The following is an 18,183-nucleotide window of genomic DNA, read 5'->3' as shown; positions in this document are numbered from 1 at the left end:
CGCGATCACCGCTTCGAGGCGAGTCGAACCGGCAGACGACCGACCACCGACACCCAACCCACATCATGGAACCCACGGCCCGACGCGACGACGAACTAGCACAGCAAGCCCCCCTCGTTCCCGACATCGGCCGCGCGGACGGTCCCCGCACGGACGGTGGCCGGGAACGGACGGGTCGACCACGTCCGACGATGCGGACGCCCCCGACTGATTCTACGGATCGACAGGCGTACGACGACGAACTGGCGCAGGAGGCGCCGGTCGTCCCCTATCTCGGCCGCCCGGATCGCTCCCGAACCGACGACACCACGGACACCTAAATGACGCCCGAAGACCTCGACACCGACACGGTCACCAGAGACATCGACAACCCCGCAGCCGAACAGTTCCGCGAGCAACTGGCCGACCAGCAGTTCGTGTTCGCGCCCGGCCTCTACCACGCCCTCGACGCCCGGCTGGCGGAGATGACGGGTCACGACGCCGTCTACATGAGCGGCTACTCGACCGTCCTCGGCCAGTTCGGCTTCCCCGACCTGGAGATGGTGACGATGACCGAGATGGTCGAGAACGCAAAGCGCATCGCGGAGGCCACCACGCTCCCGGTGATCGCCGACTGCGACACCGGCTACGGTGGCATCCACAACGTCCGCCGGGCGGTCCGCGAGTACGAGAAGGCCGGCGTCGCCGCGGTCCACATCGAGGACCAGACGACGCCCAAACGCTGTGGCCACATCGCGGGCAAACAGATCGTCTCCCGCGAGGACGCGAAGGCGCGGTTCAGCGCCGCCGTCGACGCCAAGCAGTGCGACGACACCGTGATCATCGCCCGCACCGACGCTTACGGCTCCGCCAACGGCGACTGGGAGGAACACCTCGAACGCGGGCGCATCTACGCCGACGCCGGCGTCGACCTCGTCTGGCCCGAGATGCCCGACCCCTCCCGCGAGGACGCGATCAACTACGCCGAGACAATCCACGAGACCCACCCGGATCTCGACCTCGCCTTCAACTACTCCTCCTCCTTTGCGTGGTCCGAGGAGGAGGACCCGCTGACGTTCGCCGAACTCGGCGACCTCGGCTACAAGTACATCTTCATCACCCTCTTCGGCCTCCACTCGGGCGCCCACGCCGTCTACGAGGACTTCAAGCGCCTGGCCGAAGACGACGAGAAAGCACAGTTCGACCTCGAGGATCGCTACCTGGGACACCCGACGGAGAGCCACCACGAACTCTCCTTCGTGGGCAAGTACCAGGACATCGAGGCGCAGTTCGACCCCGAGGCGAAGCGACGGATGGAGTCCTCCGCGGGCTTCAGCGAAGACGAGAGCGACCCCATCTCCTCCTCGGAGGAGACCGAGACGGCGCCGACGAACGACGACGACTGATCGGATCGCTGACCGTCGTCCCCGTTTTTATACCACCGTGCCCGCCGCCCACAGCGCACCCAACCCGACGACGATCGTAGCGAACATGTTGTCGGTGTACCACGCCACGACGGCCGCGAGCGCACCGGCGACGAAGCGGTCGTCGAGTACCGTCGCCACGAGCGTCGGCCCCGGATCGATCATCGCGGGCGCGACGAGCGCCGCCAGCACCGCCGCGGGGACGAACCGAAGCGCCGCTTCGACCCGCGGTGGCACCCCGTCGATCCGGCCGAACAGGTAGACGAAGGAGTACCGGATGGCGAAGGTGGCGGCGCCGACGACGAGAACGACCGCCCAGATGGCGAGCGGGCCGTACGTCGTCGTCACGCGTCACGCCCCCAGTTGTCGACGGCGGCACCGGCAGCGACGCCCGCGAGCGCCCCACCGACGAGGCCGAGGTTCAGCGGCCACGCACCCCCAAGGACGGCGACTCCCCCGCCGACGACGGCGGCGACCAATCGCGGCCGATCCGACACGTCCGAGACGAGAAGGGAGAGAAAGACCAGCGGGACGGCGAAACCGACCTCCCACTCCGACGGCACACCCGTCCCGAGGAGGGCGCCGACGGCAGTCGCCACCTGCCAGACGACGTACATGGCCACCGCGGCACCGAGGTAGTACCACCGTCTGTCGGTCTCCGAGTCGTTCCGGAACTCGGTTATCGCGAGGGCGTAGGACATGTCCGTCAGCAGGTAAGAAGACACCACGGCCCACCGACGACGGAACGACTCGAAGTAGGGGGCGATGGATGCGGAGTACATCATCATCCGGAGATTGATGACGACGGCGGTGAGGACGACGACGGCGAGCGAGGCGTCGCGACCGAGCAGATCGATGGCGGCGAGCTGTGCGGCGCCGGCGAAGACGATGGTCGACAGGCCAACGGCCTGTGCGGGCGAGAGCCCGGCGTTTACCGCGGCGATGCCGGCGACGAGGCCGAACGGAACCAGGCCGAGGAGGAGCGGCAGCGTCGCCCGGACACCGGCGAGGAGGTCGTCGGGAAGCACGGGTAGCCGTCCGCAGCGATCGCCCAACGGCGTTTCGGTTCGATGTCCGCGGATCGTCACCATCGCGCGTCGGTCGGCAGATGACCGCGGACCGACATCCTCTCACTTGGAGACGCGCCGTGAGATGTCGAGCCCCGAGACGACGGCGCCGTCGTCGTCGCGGACCGGAACCGTCCGAACGCGATACTGCCGGCCGCCGTGTGTTCGTTCGAACGTTTGCGGGATACCGTCGAGCGCCGCGCGGTAGGCGGCCGTGACCTCGTCCGCGACCGCCGCCGGAAACAGGTCGTGGGACGTCGAACCCTCAATCTCCGACGGTGTGTGATGGAGGTCGGCGAGGTCGGTGCCGCCGGCGACCCGGTATCGAAGCGTCTCGTCGAACAGGAGGAAGACGGCGGGCACGTTCTCGACGAGGGCCCGGTATCTGGCCCCGATCCGCCCGAGTTCTTCCTCGCGCTCCTTTCGGTCGGTGATGTCGCGGCTGTTGACGACGTAGCCCTGGACGGCGGGGTTCGACAGTTGGTTGTTGCCGCGGGCTTCGATCCAGCGCCACGACCCGTCGGCGTGGCGGGCGCGGTACTCCAGCACCGGCGTAGCGTCCGTCTCGGCGACCAACCGCTCGAACTGCTCGGCGATGGCCGTACGGTCGTCCGGATGCATGTACTCGAACGCCAGGTCGCCGAGCGTCTCCTCGGGATCGTACCCCAGAACGCGTTCGAGCGACGGGCTCTGGTACGTGAATCGACCGTCCGCATCGACGACGGAGATGACGTCGGTGGATCGCTCGACGAACGCCCGGAACCGTTGCTCGCGTTCGCGGCGCTCCGTGATGTCATGCACCGAGCCACGGAGCAGTGACACCTCGTCGCCGTCGTCCGAGACGGGGATGATGGTTACGTCGACGAGGCGTTCGTGTCCCTCGGCGGTTCGGACCCGCCACGTCCCTCGGGTCTCCGTCCCCGAGTCGAGGGCCCGGTCGAGCGCCGCCCGAACGTCGTCCCGGTCGTCGGGGTGGTAGAAATCGAGCGCGTCGTCCAGCGAGAACTCGTCCGCTTCGGGATGGTCGAGAAGCCGTCGTGTCCCGTCCGTGAGCAGGAGGGCGTCGCTCGCCGGATCTAGTTGCCAGCCGCCGGTGTCGCCCGCGAACTCGGTGAGCCGCATCAGTTCGTCCTGTCTGGCGGCCCGGCGGGCGTCGCGCCGAGCGTCGACGGCGTTGGTAATCCGGTTTGCCAGCAGTTCGTACTGCTCCGTTCCCGACCCTTTCTGGAGGTAGTCGGTGACGCCGGCGGAGATGGCCTCGCTCGCTACGTCCTCGCTTCCTTTGCCGGTAAAGAGGACGAACGGCCGCTGTGGCCATCGGTCGCGGACGGCACGCAGAAACTCGATGCCGTCCATCCCGGGCATGTTGTAGTCGGAGACGATGCAGTCCGGCGAGCGGTCGTCGATCCGATCCAGCGCCTCGTCGGCGCGCGACGCCACCTCGACGCGCAGTCGGTCGTCCGTCCGCCCGAGAAACGCGGCGGTCAACTCCGAGAACTGGGGGTCGTCGTCGACGTGAAGCACGCGAATACTGCCCGACTCGGAGCCGTCCATCACCGGGCGCTTTCGAGGGCGGGGTAATATCGTTTGGGGACAGTTCTCACGCCTGAAAATGGCGGGGCGTGGCGGCCGGCGAGGACCGGTTCGTCGCCCACGATCGGACGGACCGTCGGCCGTATCAGCCGCCGATGACGACGGCTTCGCGAATCTCCAGGGCCGTCTCGAACTCCTCGTCGCGGCCGGCCTCGGAGCCGAGTCGCCGGAGCTGTTCCGCGTGGGTTCGCGCGACCGCCTTCCGTTCGCGCTCGCTGAACCCGAGTCGGTCGCCGATGGTTTCCCAGTGCCCCGTCGGGACGAGAAACACCTCGCGGCCGTCGCTCTCGGCGACGCGCTCGAACTCGCGGCGGTAGGTGTCGCGTCGGCCGTCGAGATGATCCTGGGTGCGTCCCAGAAGCTCCGTGAGCGTCTGTGGGTCGACACTCGCCTTCGCGGCGGCGAGCATGAACACCTGACCGTCGATCGGTGAGTTCGGCACGCCGGACACGATCAGCCCCCGGCGCGCATCGCCTTCCGGGCGAACCGTTCGATGAGCGGGTCGAGGGTCTCGGGGTCGCCCTCGAAGACCAGATCGACCTGCGTCAGCGACACCGACGGACCGACGGTCACCGTCTGCTCGGCGAGGTCGGCCGCCCAGTCCTCGGCTTCGACCCGGTCGTCGTCGACTCGCTCGGCACCGAGGGTTTCGAGATACTTGACCGCCAGCCGCGTGGAGATACCGCGAAAGGAGCGTTCCCGGTGGACCCACTCGTCGGCCGTCATGCCCCTCCAGCCACCGGCGGGAAGATGGACAGCGTGTCCCCGTCCGCCATCACCGTCTCGGTTCCGTCCATATGCAGTACTTCCCGACCGTTTTTCAGGATATTTAGATTCGGCTGCAGATCGCCCTGGTCGTCGAGCAGTTGTCCTTCGAGCCCGTCGTACTTCGATTCGAGGGTGCGGAGGATTTCCCCGACGGTCGCACCGTCCTCGAACTCGTGATCGAGGGTCTTCTGGCCGACTGCTTCGCGGAACGTCGCGAAAAATCGTAGTTGCAGATCCATGCCACCCGTTCGGAGCGCGAGCGTAAAAAGGAACGCGACAGCGCACCCTACCGATCGCGGAGTCGGATGCCGTCCTCGACGGTCCGGTAGTTGCGCTCCTGATCGATGCGCTCGGCGACCCAGCCGACCTCCTGGATCTGCATGATGAGGTCCGCCTGCAGGTTGCGCCACGCGATGGCGTAGATGGGCGACTGTCCCCACGCCCGGAGTTCGGGGACGAACTCGTCGTACTGTTCGAGCTGGTCTTCGAGGCGTTCGAGCGCGCCGACGACGGTCTGGGCCGCCTCGCGTTCGTCGTCCGCGGCGGCGACGCCCTCGTTCAGCCGCGCTTCGAGGCCGGCGACAGCTCGCTGCATATCCTGCCGGGCCGCCTCGTCCTCGTCGGGGAGCGATTCCAGAATCTGCGTGGGAACGCCGAGGTCGAACTCGTCCATACGATCCGGTAGCCCGCGAGGGGTAAAAGGGTCCCGCACTGTGACGGATCGCCGTCCCGGACACGGCGATCCGTCTCGTACGGAGTATCGTAACCGTGTACACTGGTTCGTCGAGACAGTCCGGCGAACCACCGGTACTGACGGGCGATAAACCGTATCAGTCCAGAAACGCGCGCAACTCGGCCGAACAGGAGCGACAGAGCAGCACCCGCAGGTCGCCGTCGGCGTCGAGCAGATCGAGGGCGCCGTAGACGTGACCGGGATCGATGGTCGCGCCACACCGGTAACAGTCGTGGGGGCGCGAAGGGTTCGAAGCGGGCGTGTCGCGGTCGGTCACGGAGTGTGGTCGGAGTCGGAATCGGTCCGGGCGGCCGCCGCGCCGAGTGGCGTTTGGTCGTCGACGACCGCGGTGAGCCCAAGCCGATCGACCGTCTCGGCCGTGGGGCGGCCGTCGGGCGACCAGCCACGGGCGGCGTAGTAGGCGTCGAGCATGGCATCGAACGCCTCGCGGTCGACGGTGCGGCCGGCGGCCGGGCCGTCGGGGAGCGGGTCTTCGAACAGTTCGGGCAGGGAGTCGTCCGCGCGGGCAAAGCCCTCGCGGACGTTGAACAGGCGGACGAGCGTCCAGACGCGTTCGCCGAGCGTCGCCAGCGAGTCGCGGTCGTAGTCGAGGCCGACGGCCGACAGCCACTCGGCGCCGAGGTCCTCCCACATGGTCTCGCCGGCGAAGTCGTCGACGACGAGGCTCCAGAGCGTCGAGCGGACGTTCTGTGCGCCCACGACGGTAGCGACGCGGTCGGCGGTCGTCCACTCGTCGCGGGCGAACGCCTCGCGCTCGACCGGCCGGGCGCGGCGGTGACAGCCGCCACGGTCGCTGGTGGCGTACGCGAGCGCCATCCCCGCGGCGCCGCGGGGATCGTAGGCCGGAAGCTCCATCGACTTCACCGTCGGCACCGTCCCGGCGCCGTAGCGCTCGCGGGCGGCGTCGACGCCGTCGGCGAGCGTATCGCCGAGGGTCGTCGAGCGGGCGGCGATGGCCGTCAGCAACGCCTCGGCGGCGTCGGCGTCGCCGAACGCGAGGTCAGCGACCTCGAAGTCGACAGCGTCGGCGTCCGCCGCCCGCATCGCCCACGCGACGGCGTTGCCGGCGCTGATGGCGTCCATCCCCAGCAGATCACAGGTGGCTCCGAGACGGGCCACGTCGTCGAAGTCGTCGACCCCGAGGCCGGCGCCGAGCGACATGAGGGCGCCGCCCCGTGGCACCGACTCCGACTCGCCGTCCGCGGCCTCGACACGGAAGCCGCCGGGCACCGCGTCGCTCTCGTTCTCCCGGCCCGTCGACGCCTCGCGAACCGCCTCGACGCCGATATCGGCGGCGTCGTCGAACGTGCCGGCCTGCCAGCCGCGGGTGGAAAGGACGCCAACCTCGTTGGCGAAGTCGACGCTCTCGACCGTCTCGCCGGCGGCCTGCCAGCGGCCGGTGTCGTCGTCGCGGTAGGCGTCGTCGTACCGCTGCCGGAGTTCGGCGAGTTCCGGCGTCGGTTCGGGCGAGTCGCCGTGGACGACGACGGCTTTCAGCCGCTTGGCGCCCATCACGGCCCCGGCGCCGCCCCGGCCGGCGTGGTGGTCGCCGCCGTCGGAAGCGATCGTCGCGTACGCCACCTCGTTCTCGCCGGCGGGGCCGATACAGGCGACGGCCCCGTCGAGGGCGTCGTCGACGGCGGCCGCGTCGGCCCCCCACAGATCGTCCGCCGGCCGGAGCGCCGCCTCGCCGTCCGCGACGGTGAGTCGCACCGGTTCGTCGGCCGCCCCCTGGACGAGCAGGCCGAACGCGTCGGGGAGCGCGACGGCGAGGGCGTCCGCGAAGGAGCCGCCGCTGTAGGAATCGAGGAAGGCGCCGGTCAGCGGCGATTTGGTGACGGCGGCGTAGCGCGACTCGGCGGGGAGATAGCCCGAGAGCGGCCCGACGAAGAAGGCGAGGCGGTTGTCGGGGCCGAGCGGGTCGATCCCCGCGTCGAGCTCGTCGTAGAGGTAGCGGGCGCCGAGGCCCTTGCCCCCCAGAAAGTCACGTCGCCAGTCGTCGGGGACGCGTTCGCGGACGACGGTGCCCGCCGAAAGGTCGACCCGAATCACGTCGCGCCGTCCGGGCGATGACATCGACCCACGTAATCGGGAAACGGTGTTAAGCGTTATCATCGTCCCGACGCCTCGTCGGCTACCGCTCTTCGACGTGTCGCACCTCGACGGCGACGCCACGCGAACTGTCGCGCATCTCCGGCCCGCTCATCGCGGCGCGGCCGACGCCGAAGGCTGCCGGCCCCTCGACGACTACCTCGTCGCCGACGCGGACGTCGGCGCTCGCGTCGACGACGCCCGGCGCGAGGACGCTCCCGTGTGGGACGAAGGAGTCGATGTCGACCCGCTTGGTCGGCGCCGCGCTCTCGGCCCAGTGGCGGGCGCCCGCGAGCGTAAAGGAGAGGACGCCGTACTGGGGGACCTGCGCCGCGAGCTGGGTGCCATCGCCGTCCCGGATCTGGAGTTTCGGGTGGCGACTCGTCGTTTGCAGGTCGGGGAACAGGTCGTCGCCCGCGCCCACACCGAACTGGTAGTCCGCGATGGCCCGCACCGTGTTGTGCTGGCGCGTCCGCTTCGAGTACTTGAGTTCGCCCGAGAGGGTGTCCGAGAGGTTCGACAGCGACTCCGAGGTGGTGGGGTGGTCCGCGACGGTGAACTCGAAGGGAACATCCACGTTCTCGGCGACGCGCTCACAGATGTCGCGGTACCCCTCGCCGGGGACGTGGGCGATGACGCGGGGGTAGTCGTTCCGGTCGAGGTAGCGCCGGAGGGCTTCCGCGACGAACGTCTTCTCCCCTTCGGTCCAGTCGCCGGTGACGACGGCGTCGTAGTGCTGGGCGGGGTAAGTACACTCCAACTCCTGCGGGACGACGCCGATGGGGGAGGTCATCGAGACGAGGTGGCCGCGGTAGTTGATGGCGCGGTGAAATTGCGCGTGGCTCTGGGAGTCGCTGTACGGTTTCCGTGCCGAACAGGGGACGAGGACGAGAGGGCCGTCGAAGCGGTTGCGGTAGCGGGTCGTCACGCGGTCGGCGAAGCGCTGGATCTCCACGCGGTCCATCGTCTCCTCGCTCGCCGCGCTGAGTTCGGTGTCGCGGAGGACGGGCGTCCGCGCCTCGAGATAGCGGTACTCGTGGTCGAACTCGCGGACGGTGGCGGTCAGCCAGTTCTCGTGGCGGGCCTGTCCCTCCAAGTAGTCGCGCAGCCGCCCCCGTCGAATCCGGATTCGGACCGTCGACAGCGCCGATTCGAGTGCTGCGACGTTGTGGGCGACACAGTCCTCGCGGGTGAATTCGGAAAGCGGCGGGTCCGAGGGGAAGGCACCGGGGAGTTCGTCGAGTTCGCCGAGGTGGTACTCGCCGTCGGTCGTGAGGTAGACGCCCTGGCGACCCTTCACGCGGGCGAGTTTGGCGTCGACCAGATCGACGCCGGCGGCGACGAGAGTGGCGACGTTCGCGGGGGTGGCGACGCCGGCGAGATAGAGCGCGGTGTCCGGCGGGGTCGCCTCGCGGACGGCGATCAGTTCGTCGCGGAAGGATTCGCCGTGGCCGACGACGCCGGCGGCGGTGGCGAGGACGTACGCGTCACAGCCGTAGTCGCCGGCCGTCTCGCCGGTGACGACGCCGGCACTCGGGTAGTCCACGTCGGGGTAGTCGACGGCGAACGACTCCTGGACGGTCGGATCGGTGCCCGCGGGGAAGGCACGATGGGGAAGGACCGTCAGCGCCCCCTCGTCGCCCTCGGGCACGTCGCGGTCGGCGGCCCAAAGGCTCCCGGCGTCGACGACCACGTCGTCGGCGAGGGTGGGCGTCGTGACGGGGTCACGCAGGCGGAGTTCGCCGATCCGCGCGGCGCCGTCACGCGCGTGTACCTCGAAATACTCGGTCATAGGTGGTCGTCGGGACCGGCGCCAAACTACGTTTCGTTCCCAGCCGGCTACACGGAACGTGTCCCCACCTCGTCGCGGACGACGTAGTAGAGGATCCAGACGACGATACTGCCGAGGAAGGCGCCGACCGCCCACGCGAGGGCGTGACGACTGCCCCGGCGCGTCGCGTCCCGGTAGACCAGAACGGCGACGCCGAGGGGGAGAAGGAGGGAAAACAGCGCGATGACGAGTACGATCAGGAGTTCGATCCCGCCGGGGACGGCGGCCTGGAGGACTGGGAGGGGCACGGCACGCCCTTCTCGGCCGGCTGAGAAAAGCGTTCGGCGGCTGTAGTAGCCGCGGTAGATCACTGCCCACCCCATCGCAGGGCGGGGTGCGATCGGGTGTGCAGGCAGTTCCAAACGCTACGATAGTCGTCCTCGGATTTTAGCCACCCGCGTCCCAACGCGGCGCATGACCGAGTACACCGGCGAGTGGGACCGGGCCGAGGTTGCGGCGTTTCTGGCCGACGCGTACGTCCCGATCCGGGTGGCCTGTCGGACGCCCGCCGGCGGCCTCTGGATGCTCTCGCTGTGGTACGACTTCGACGCCGACGCCGGCGTGTTCCGATGTGCCACCTCGGCCGACGCGGACGTGGTGCGCTATCTCCGCGCGGACGACGGCGTCGCGTTCGAGGTGTCGACGAACGACCCACCGTATCGGGGGGTTCGTGGCTGTGGCTCGGCGACGATTTCCCCGGACGACGACAAGGAAACCCTCCGAACTCTGTTGGAGCGGTATCTCGGCGACACCGACTCCTCGCTCGCCCGTCGCCTCCTCGACCCGGCGCGCGACGAGGTGACGATCAGCGTCGACCCCGAGCGGTGTTACTCGTGGGACTTCTCCGACCGGATGCGGGACGTGGACGGCGGCCGGGACTGACGAATCGGCGGAAGCGAGTGTGCTGGACACTCGCCCGGCGACACACCAGGACGGTCCGCTCAGCCGTAGACGTCGGCGCTCGCCTCGCGGGTCACCGGCAACGCCTCCTCGTAGAGGAGTTGGAGCAGTTCGTACTGGGTCCGCGTCGCCTCGGCCTCGTCGGCGGCGGTCCGGAGTTCCGTGACGAGTTCGCCGAGTGCGACGCGACGGGCGCCGAGATGGGCGTCGCCGTCCGCCGTCGTCCGCGCGGCCGCGGCGGCGCGCCGAGCGTGGTGACGCGCGGGGCCGATAGGGAGCGATTCGGCGCGCTCGTCGATCCGATCGGCGAGATTGCGGAGGGCCGCCGCTGCGCTCGCGGCGAGCAGGTCGCCGTCCGTCGGCTCGGTCGCGTCGCAGTCCGTCGTGTCGGCGTCGCGGGATCGGTTGGACATCGGTCGGTCGTACCGAGGGGATGTTGGTAATTAAATGATACGTGGGTGTGTGACGGTTGCGAACGACACACTGTCGCCGTCGCTGCGGGCGAGGGATCGGCACGTCAAAAATCGTGGTCGGTGGGCGTCACCGCGAAACGAACGCCCGAGAGCGTCCGGATCGGGGAATCCCGATCGGACGCGTGTTCAGTTTAGTTACGAACGACGTTGGTCGCGCGCGGACCCTTGGGGGAGTCCTCGATTTCGAACTCTACGTCCTGTCCCTCTTCGAGGTCCGGACCGCCAACGTCCTCCATGTGGAAGAACACGTCGTCGTCCGCGTCGTCAGTCTCGATGAAACCGTAGCCGCCTGTGTCGTTGAAGAAATCAACCGTACCGTTTGCCATTACAACCGATCGTACACCCGGCTCACTCATAACCGTTGCGAGAGTCGCGGTACCACGAAGGACGGGGACCGTTCACTCGGTCCCGTTCGGCTCCGGTCGCGCCCCCAGTGGCTCGACGGTGACCGACTCGGGGAGGAGTGCGAGCGCCGACGCCGGCCAGTCGTCGTGGGCGACCGTCACGTCGGTCGCGGGGTTGGCGTCGACGAGGGCGGCGACGCCGTGGGCGGCCGCCTCGTGGGCGTCCCGGTCGAGGCGCTCCGGTAGTTCGGCGGTGAACGGGTACGTCTCCGAGAGCGCGCGTGGGACGGGGCCGAAGGGGGGGAGGAGGCGCCACGCGGCATCGAAGCGGTCGCCGGAGGGGGCCGATCCCTCGGTCACCAGCAGGCGGTCGGGCGCGTCGAGGCGGCCGATCCGGTCGTGGTGGCGGACCACCTCCGGCCGGCGCGCGCCCTCGGCCGAGCAGTAGAAGAACGCGCCCTTGGAGGCGGGGTCGTGGCGTTCGATCTGACGTGCGTGATCCAGCAGGGTGCGGTAGCCGTCGAGCATCGCGGGATGACCGCGGGCGCGCGTCTCGACGAGTTCGAGCAGGGTGCCCTCGCGGATCGCGGCCTTGATCCGCCGCAACTCGCCGTAGGAGACGTGCAGGTTGTGTTCGGCCAGCAGGCGGTCGCGCTCGTCGTCGGCCGCGGCGCGGAGGTCGGCGGGCGTCCACTCGCTGCAGACCGGACACTCACAGGGGAAGTAGTCGATGTCCGCCAGATGTTTGGTCCCCCGGACGGTGAGATAGCGACCGTCGCGGGCGTAGATGGCGTACGCCGCGGAGTCGAAGAGATCACAGCCCATCGCGACGGCGAGCGCGAACATCATTGGGTGGCCGGCGCCGAAGAGGTGGACGGGGCAGTCGGCGCCCAACCCCCGCTTTGCCGCCGCCACCACGTCGACCACGTCGTCGTAGCGGTAGTCGTTCATCAACGGGACGACGGCCCCGACCGGGAACACGTCGAGGTCGGTCCCGTCGGCGTGGCGGGCGGCCGCCTCCCGGAGGTCGAGGTGGGTCGACCCCTGGATCGGCGCGTTGACCAGCATCTCGCCGGTGTCGACGGCTTCGGCGTCCGCGAGCGCCCGCCGGGTGGTCTCCAGGTCCGCCTCGGCGCTCTCGCGGGGGGCGTCGGGCGGCGTCGGCACGTCCACTGGCGTCCCGACGTCGGAGCCGATCGCTCGCTGGAACTCCAGAATCTCGCCGGTCGTCACGTTTATTTCGCCGTATTCGGCGAGCTGGAAGGAGCCGGAGTCGGTGAAAATCGCCCCCGAGAAGTCGAGCATGTCGTGCAGGCCCTCTTCGAGCGCACGGTCCCGGAGGTCGGCCGTCTTGCGGATGATGTAGGCGTTGGTGATCAGGGCGTCGGCGCCGAACTCGGCTTCGAGACGGGCGGGCGACACCGTCCGGATGTTGGGATTGATGACGGGGAGAAGCGCCGGCGTCTCGACCGTCCGACCGGCCCGCGGCACGGTCAGCGCCCCGATGCGGCCGAGGGCGTCGCCGCGCCGCAGTTCGAAATGCTCGCGCATGGCCCCGGCTTTCACGGGCGCGGCGGTAAGGGTTCCGTTCCGCTCGAGCGGGTTGCGGTACGTCAGTACCGATGGTTCGCCAAGGTGGGTCGGCGAACCGTCGGTACACAGTTACAGTAAACAGTATCAGTGGGGGAGAAGCACAGCGGCGTCGACGACGAGTGTGGCTGGGCCGGCCCCGTCGCCCTGCGGGAACGCCCCCGACTCCGAGAGCCGAATGGCGAGGTAGGCGAGGGCAAAGAGCGTCGCGTTGTACGCACCGTGAACCAAGGCGGGGACGACGAGGTTGTCCGTGAGTTCGTAGACGCTCCCGAAGACGAGTGCGGGGAAAAAGAGGACGGCGATGGTGACGATGCGGCCGCCGGCGCCGCCGGTCAGGGCGACGAAGTGGACGGCAGCAAAGAGCGCGCTCGCGATGACGACACCGGGGACGCGGTCGAACGTCTCCCGGAGACGCCCTTGGACGATGCCGCGAAAGAGCAGTTCCTCGCCGGGACCGATGAGGAGAAAGGAGGCGGGGATCAGCCAGAGGAGGACGGTCGGATCGGCGCTGGCGAACTCGGCCACCTGATTCTCACCCGCCGGGGCGCCGGTGATACTGATGAGAAAGGCGCCGGTGATGGCGGCGACGAATGCCGTCGCGTAGCCCGCCACGACGATCAGGAGTTCCCGAACCGACGGGAGTCGGAGGCCGACGCTCGTGACGGGGCGATCCCGGAGGCGGAGATAGATGAGGGCAACGCCGCCGAACGCGAGTCCCTGGATCGAGACGAGCGAGATCACGAGGAGGGTGAACGGCGACGGGTTCAGCCCGACACCGACCAGGAGAAGCGAGAGCCCGACGACGAGGGCGACGCCGGCACCGAGGCCGAGACTGGAGACGATCAGGACGACGACGAGCGCCCGGAGGCGATCTGTCGTCGAATCGTCGAACGGGAGCGAGGACGAGACCATACACAGCCGTTGGACGGGACGGTGAAAAGCTTCCCTCCGGCGATCACTCGTCGGCAGTCCCGGCCGGTTCGGCGCCGACGGTCGCTTCGGCGCGGTCCCGGAACGCCCGTGCCGGGTGGCGATCACGGGACGGAGCGCCGAACAGTCGGTCGCGGATCGACCGCTCCGAGGGACGTTCGGCCAAAAGCACCGAGCAGTCCACGTCGTGGATCACGTCCAGATGCAACGAGTTCCGAACCAGACGGGAGAGCAGACCCCCCTTCGGTGGCACCCATCATGAGCATCGTGCCGTCGGTCACCGCCCTGTCGATGGCCGGTTCGACGGCGCCGGGGTCGACGGTGATCGCCACGTCGTCCAGCCCGTGCGTGTCGGCCCAGTCCCGGAGGAACGCCTCGCCGGCGTGTTCGTCGGATGCCTCGGCGACGACTCGCTGGTTCACCTCGTCGGTGGAGAACTGATCGGCGAGCACGTCGTCGTGTCCCTCGTCGGCGGCGGACTCGGGGGGCGTGGAATCGGAGTTCTGGCCGGCCATCCACGACGTACGGCCTCCCGGAGAGCAAGTACGTAGCTTTGTCCTCCGGGGACGGGAATCGAGTACGAACCCTTACGGCCACGCCCTTCCAACGACCGCCGATGAGTTCGGTTCCCGAACGGAACGACATCGACGCCGAGGACAAGTGGGCTCTGGAGAGCATCTTCGCGAACGACGAGGACTGGGAGGCAGCCTTCGAGGACGTTCGCGACCGGATCTCGGAGCTCGAGGCCTACGAGGGCCGGGTGACCGAGAGCCCGTCGACCCTGCTCGAACTCCTCGAACTGCGCGAGGACCTCCTGCGCGACGTGGCAGTCGTCTCGACGTACGCCAACCTGCGGAGCAGCGAGGACACGCGTAATCAGGAGTATCAGGCCATGTCGGCGCGGGCGGAGTCGCTGTCCGCCGACGCCCGGAGCGCCGCGAGCTACGTCGAGCCCGAACTGCAGGAGCTCGACGAGGCGGACCTCGACGCCTTCGTCGACGAGGAACCCGCCCTCGCCGAGTACGAGCATTACTTCGACGACGTGCTCAGGGGGAAGCCCCACACCCGCTCGAAGGAAGTGGAGGAGCTGCTGGCGGACCTCTCGGACGTGACCGACGCCGCGAGCGAGGTGTACAGCATGCTCTCGAACGCGGACATGGAGTTTCCGACGGTCGACGATCCGGCGGGCGAACCGGTCGAAATCTCGCTCGGCAACTTCACCAAACTCCAGAAGCGGCCGAACCGCGAGTTCCGGCAGTCGGTCCACGAGGCCTTCTACGACCGCTGGGCGGACGTGCGAAACAGCGTGGGCACGTCGCTGAAAAAGAGCGTGACGGCGGACGTGAAACTCGCCCGCGCCCGCAACTACGAGACGGCCCGCGAGGCGGCGCTGGACGGCCCGAACGTCCCCGTCGAGGTGTACGACACCCTGCTTGAGACGGTCGGAGACAACCTCGACTACCTCCATCGCCACGCCGAGTTGAAAGCGACGGCGCTTGGCGTCGACGACCTGCAGATGTGGGATCTCTACGCCTCGATGGCCGGGGGGGAGCCACCCGAGATCACCTACGAGCAGGCGGTCGAGCACGTCGTCGAGGCGGTTGCCCCCCTCGGCGAGGCGTACCAGGAACGGATGGCCGAGGGACTGGATTCGCGGTGGGTCGACGTCTACGAGAACCGGGGCAAGCGGTCGGGTGCGTTCTCGGCGGGCACCTACGACACCCAGCCGTTCATCCTGATGAACTACCAGGACGACGTGGCGTCGATGTTCACGCTGGCCCACGAACTCGGCCACTCGATGCATTCGGAGTTGACCAACGACACCCAGCCGTGGCAGTACAGCAGCTACGACATCTTCGTCGCGGAGGTGGCGAGCACGGTCAACGAGACGCTGCTGACTCACCACCTGCTGGAGACGGTCGAGGACGAGGCGGTCCGCCGGCACGTCCTCGACGAGTATCTGGAACGCTTTCGGTCGACGCTGTTCCGGCAGACGATGTTCGCGGACTTCGAGCAGCGGATTCACGAAGTGGTCGAGGACGGCGGCGCGCTCACCCCCGACCGCTTCGACGAACTGTACGGTGACCTCAAACGGCGGTATTACCGGCCCGCGGCCGTCGACGACCGCATCGCCCGCGAGTGGATGCGCATCCCTCACTTCTACTACGGCTACTACGTCTACCAGTACAGCACGGGGATCAGCGCGGCGACGGCCATCGTCGAGCGCATCCGCGAGGAAGGGGAGACGGCGGCAGCGGACTACCGCGAGGCGCTCCGACTCGGCGGGAGCGAGTACCCCATCGACGTACTGGAGACGGCGGGCGTCGACATGACGACGGCCGCGCCCATCGAGGACGCCCTCGACGTGTACGGAACGTATCTGGACGAGATGGACACGCTGGTTGGGTAGCGGAGCGAACCGCCGGCGGCAGTAGAGCCGCGACCCAAAGGCACATTTACGCCCGCATCTTAGCACGGACAGAATGTCACGGAGTCCGTCGCTACCGGACCGTCCGCGCCTCGATCTCGATCCCGAGATGTCGGAGGCGGAGCGTCTCGACGCCATCCGCCAGCATTACGAGCGCATGGTCCGCGTCAACGAAGAACTCGCGGAACGACTCGACGAGACCGACGACCGGCGGGAAGAGCTCATGGAGGAGGTCGACCACCTCAAGCGTCGCAACGAGGTGCTGAAGACCTCGTCGCTCTACGTCGCCACCGTCGAGGAAGTCGCCGACGAGGGCACGATCATCAAACAGCACGGCAACAACCAGGAAGTGTTGACCGAGCCTTCGCCGCGGATCCGCAAGGAACTCGCGGCGGGCGACCGCGTCGCAGTCAACGACTCCTTCGGCGTCCAGACGGTGCTCGACGACGAGACCGACTCCCGGGCGCAGGCGATGGAAGTCGAGGAGTCGCCGTCGGTCACCTACGACGACATCGGCGGCATCGACGACCAGGTGCGTGAGGTGCGTGAGGCCGTCGAGGACCCGCTTCTGACACCGGAGCTGTTCGAGGAAGTTGGCGTCGACCCGCCGGCTGGCGTCCTCCTCCACGGCCCGCCGGGGACGGGGAAGACGATGCTCGCCAAAGCAGTCGCCAACGAAACCGACGCCACCTTCATCAAGATGGCCGGCTCGGAGCTGGTTCGGAAGTTCATCGGCGAAGGCTCGCGGCTCGTACGCGACCTGTTCGAACTCGCCGCCGAGCGCCAGCCGGCGGTCATCTTCATCGACGAAATCGATGCCGTCGCCGCCAAGCGGACGGATTCGAAGACCTCCGGCGACGCCGAGGTCCAGCGGACGATGATGCAGCTACTCTCGGAGATGGATGGCTTCGACGACCGGGGCGATATCCGCATCATGGCCGCGACCAACCGCTTCGATATGCTCGACGAGGCGATCCTGCGGCCCGGCCGGTTCGACCGCCTCATCGAGGTGCCCAAGCCGGACGGAGAGGGACGGGCCCGCATCCTCGAAATCCACACCCGCGACATGAACGTCGCCGACGATGTGGACTACGCCGAACTGGCCGACGACCTCGACGGTTACAGCGGCGCCGACCTCGCCTCGCTGGCGACGGAAGCGGGGATGTTCGCCATCCGCGACGACCGCACCGAAGTGCGGATGCGGGACTTCGAGGACGCCAAGGCCAAAATCGAGGACGCCGAGGACGGCGGCCCGGTGATGGCTTTTACCGACTACCAATATTAGGGCCTCCGACGGCTTTTTATCCGCGCTCTGCCTATCGGTAGCGACTCGGATGAATGGAAACACGCCGTACGGAGGCGCACCCGGAGTAGCCGAAGCCGGACAGCCATCGACGGATATCGAACTCACGCGGGACCAGCGACAGTCCCTTCAGCGGGCCGTGGCGGGAATCGTCTCGCAGACCCGGTCCTACCTGCCCGACAGCTACACCGTCGGCTCGGAGCTGTCCTACGGATCGAACGGGCCGACGGCGACCGTCGCGGTCCGTCCGCCCGCCGGCCACCCGGTCAGCGCGGGGTTCACCCCCGACCTCGACGACCTCGAAACCGGCTTGGCAGACGCCGAGCGCGACGAGGTGGCGCGTGGACTCGCCGCCAGCGCCGCGTTACAGGTGATGGACGCCGTCGGCGACGGCGTCAAGCCGACCGCTCGATAGTCGTCGGCGCCGCGGCCGTTATCGCGTAGACGAACAACAGCGCGGAAGGGAGACTGCCGACGCCGATACCGACCGGCTCCGGAAGCGACGTAACCAGCGACGCGCATGCGCCGAGGAGCAAGGGAAGGGGCAAGAGTATCAACAGCAGATCGTAACGGGACATCGTCGGCAGACCGATACCGTCGCTACGGGTCGTTCGAACGCTCATCGGCACACACCTCGTTTGATACTTGTGGAATCTTCGGACTAAAAAGTTTCTTCAGGTGTACGACACACCTCGTTGGAACGTC

Annotated in this window: 23 protein-coding genes; 6 read left to right on the top strand and 17 right to left on the bottom strand. The window is 68.3% G+C overall.

The genetic code is table 11. The annotated features are described in order from the left end of the window. Positions 1–65: 65 nt before the first annotated feature. Positions 66–320, top strand: a complete 255-nt coding sequence (locus HALNA_RS03500) for a hypothetical protein (protein ID WP_049934999.1) — start codon at positions 66–68, stop codon at positions 318–320. Continuing rightward, the gene (gene aceA / locus HALNA_RS03495; RefSeq protein WP_049934998.1) at positions 321–1,385 is read left to right on the top strand and encodes an isocitrate lyase; all 1,065 of its coding nucleotides are present in this window, start codon (positions 321–323) and stop codon (positions 1,383–1,385) included. 27 nt (positions 1,386–1,412) lie between these two features. On the opposite strand, the gene HALNA_RS03490 is transcribed toward aceA, so the two are convergent. From HALNA_RS03490 to HALNA_RS03440, 11 genes are all read right to left on the bottom strand, one after another. Beyond that, entirely contained in the window at positions 1,413–1,751 is a 339-nt protein-coding gene (locus tag HALNA_RS03490) for an AzlD domain-containing protein (RefSeq protein ID WP_049934997.1), read from the bottom strand. Continuing rightward, positions 1,748–2,494 (bottom strand): AzlC family ABC transporter permease, encoded by a 747-nt coding sequence (locus HALNA_RS03485; protein ID WP_084509882.1) that lies wholly within the window; start codon positions 2,492–2,494, stop codon positions 1,748–1,750. The genes HALNA_RS03490 and HALNA_RS03485 overlap by 4 nt, the downstream gene beginning before the upstream one ends. Positions 2,495–2,533: 39 nt before the next feature. Next, positions 2,534–4,024, bottom strand: coding sequence for a response regulator (locus HALNA_RS03480; protein WP_049934996.1), 1,491 nt, complete (start codon positions 4,022–4,024; stop codon positions 2,534–2,536). A gap of 124 nt (positions 4,025–4,148) precedes the next feature. Further along, positions 4,149–4,505 (bottom strand): hypothetical protein, encoded by a 357-nt coding sequence (locus HALNA_RS03475; RefSeq protein WP_211225988.1) that lies wholly within the window; start codon positions 4,503–4,505, stop codon positions 4,149–4,151. Between the two features lie 11 nt (positions 4,506–4,516). After that, positions 4,517–4,789: a hypothetical protein gene (locus tag HALNA_RS03470; protein ID WP_049934995.1), complete on the bottom strand. Its 273-nt coding sequence runs from the start codon at positions 4,787–4,789 to the stop codon at positions 4,517–4,519. After that, the gene (locus HALNA_RS03465; RefSeq protein WP_049934994.1) at positions 4,786–5,070 is read right to left on the bottom strand and encodes a ubiquitin-like small modifier protein 1; all 285 of its coding nucleotides are present in this window, start codon (positions 5,068–5,070) and stop codon (positions 4,786–4,788) included. Before HALNA_RS03465 ends, HALNA_RS03470 begins: the two co-directional genes overlap by 4 nt. 47 nt (positions 5,071–5,117) lie before the next feature. Continuing rightward, on the bottom strand, positions 5,118–5,504 hold the full coding sequence (locus tag HALNA_RS03460) for a hypothetical protein (protein ID WP_049934993.1): 387 nt from the start codon (positions 5,502–5,504) through the stop codon (positions 5,118–5,120). Positions 5,505–5,661: 157 nt separating this feature from the next. Then, positions 5,662–5,841, bottom strand: a complete 180-nt coding sequence (locus HALNA_RS03455; protein WP_049934992.1) for a hypothetical protein — start codon at positions 5,839–5,841, stop codon at positions 5,662–5,664. Then, complete coding sequence (locus HALNA_RS03450) at positions 5,838–7,661, bottom strand: aldehyde ferredoxin oxidoreductase family protein (RefSeq protein WP_049934991.1); 1,824 nt, start codon at positions 7,659–7,661, stop codon at positions 5,838–5,840. Before HALNA_RS03450 ends, HALNA_RS03455 begins: the two co-directional genes overlap by 4 nt. A gap of 58 nt (positions 7,662–7,719) precedes the next feature. Further along, entirely contained in the window at positions 7,720–9,468 is a 1,749-nt protein-coding gene (gene arcS, locus HALNA_RS03445; protein WP_049934990.1) for an archaeosine synthase subunit alpha, read from the bottom strand. A 47-nt stretch (positions 9,469–9,515) separates the two neighbouring features. After that, positions 9,516–9,755 (bottom strand): hypothetical protein, encoded by a 240-nt coding sequence (locus HALNA_RS03440; protein WP_049934989.1) that lies wholly within the window; start codon positions 9,753–9,755, stop codon positions 9,516–9,518. Positions 9,756–9,921: 166 nt separating this feature from the next. On the opposite strand from HALNA_RS03440, the gene HALNA_RS03435 reads away from it, so the two are divergent. After that, the gene (locus tag HALNA_RS03435) at positions 9,922–10,389 is read left to right on the top strand and encodes a pyridoxamine 5'-phosphate oxidase family protein (RefSeq protein ID WP_049934988.1); all 468 of its coding nucleotides are present in this window, start codon (positions 9,922–9,924) and stop codon (positions 10,387–10,389) included. 59 nt (positions 10,390–10,448) lie between these two features. Here the strand turns inward: HALNA_RS03435 and HALNA_RS03430 are convergent, their stop codons facing one another. From HALNA_RS03430 to HALNA_RS21565, 5 genes are all read right to left on the bottom strand, one after another. Further along, positions 10,449–10,820, bottom strand: coding sequence for a hypothetical protein (locus HALNA_RS03430; RefSeq protein WP_049934987.1), 372 nt, complete (start codon positions 10,818–10,820; stop codon positions 10,449–10,451). Positions 10,821–11,011: 191 nt separating this feature from the next. Beyond that, positions 11,012–11,206, bottom strand: a complete 195-nt coding sequence (locus tag HALNA_RS03425; RefSeq protein WP_049934986.1) for a cold-shock protein — start codon at positions 11,204–11,206, stop codon at positions 11,012–11,014. Positions 11,207–11,278: 72 nt separating this feature from the next. Continuing rightward, entirely contained in the window at positions 11,279–12,775 is a 1,497-nt protein-coding gene (tgtA, locus tag HALNA_RS03420; RefSeq protein WP_049934985.1) for a tRNA guanosine(15) transglycosylase TgtA, read from the bottom strand. Between the two features lie 126 nt (positions 12,776–12,901). Beyond that, entirely contained in the window at positions 12,902–13,729 is an 828-nt protein-coding gene (locus HALNA_RS03415) for a CPBP family intramembrane glutamic endopeptidase (protein WP_084509881.1), read from the bottom strand. A 122-nt stretch (positions 13,730–13,851) separates the two neighbouring features. Further along, the gene (locus HALNA_RS21565) at positions 13,852–14,262 is read right to left on the bottom strand and encodes a hypothetical protein (RefSeq protein WP_049934984.1); all 411 of its coding nucleotides are present in this window, start codon (positions 14,260–14,262) and stop codon (positions 13,852–13,854) included. Positions 14,263–14,363: 101 nt separating this feature from the next. On the opposite strand from HALNA_RS21565, the gene pepF reads away from it, so the two are divergent. From pepF to HALNA_RS03395, 3 genes are all read left to right on the top strand, one after another. Then, on the top strand, positions 14,364–16,157 hold the full coding sequence (gene pepF, locus HALNA_RS03405; protein ID WP_049934983.1) for an oligoendopeptidase F: 1,794 nt from the start codon (positions 14,364–14,366) through the stop codon (positions 16,155–16,157). 73 nt (positions 16,158–16,230) lie between these two features. Then, positions 16,231–17,460, top strand: coding sequence for a proteasome-activating nucleotidase Pan2 (gene pan2, locus HALNA_RS03400; RefSeq protein ID WP_049934982.1), 1,230 nt, complete (start codon positions 16,231–16,233; stop codon positions 17,458–17,460). 49 nt (positions 17,461–17,509) lie between these two features. Beyond that, positions 17,510–17,893, top strand: coding sequence for a DUF5811 family protein (locus tag HALNA_RS03395; RefSeq protein WP_049934981.1), 384 nt, complete (start codon positions 17,510–17,512; stop codon positions 17,891–17,893). On the opposite strand, the gene HALNA_RS03390 is transcribed toward HALNA_RS03395, so the two are convergent. Further along, positions 17,874–18,101 (bottom strand): hypothetical protein, encoded by a 228-nt coding sequence (locus tag HALNA_RS03390; RefSeq protein WP_049934980.1) that lies wholly within the window; start codon positions 18,099–18,101, stop codon positions 17,874–17,876. The two genes, HALNA_RS03395 and HALNA_RS03390, sit on opposite strands and share 20 nt — an antisense overlap. Positions 18,102–18,183 lie beyond the last annotated feature (82 nt).

This window comes from Haloplanus natans DSM 17983, from assembly GCF_000427685.1.
GTDB classification, from domain to species: domain Archaea; phylum Halobacteriota; class Halobacteria; order Halobacteriales; family Haloferacaceae; genus Haloplanus; species Haloplanus natans.
Note: the sequence above shows the minus strand (reverse complement) of the source record. Positions and strands in the feature narration are given on the sequence as shown.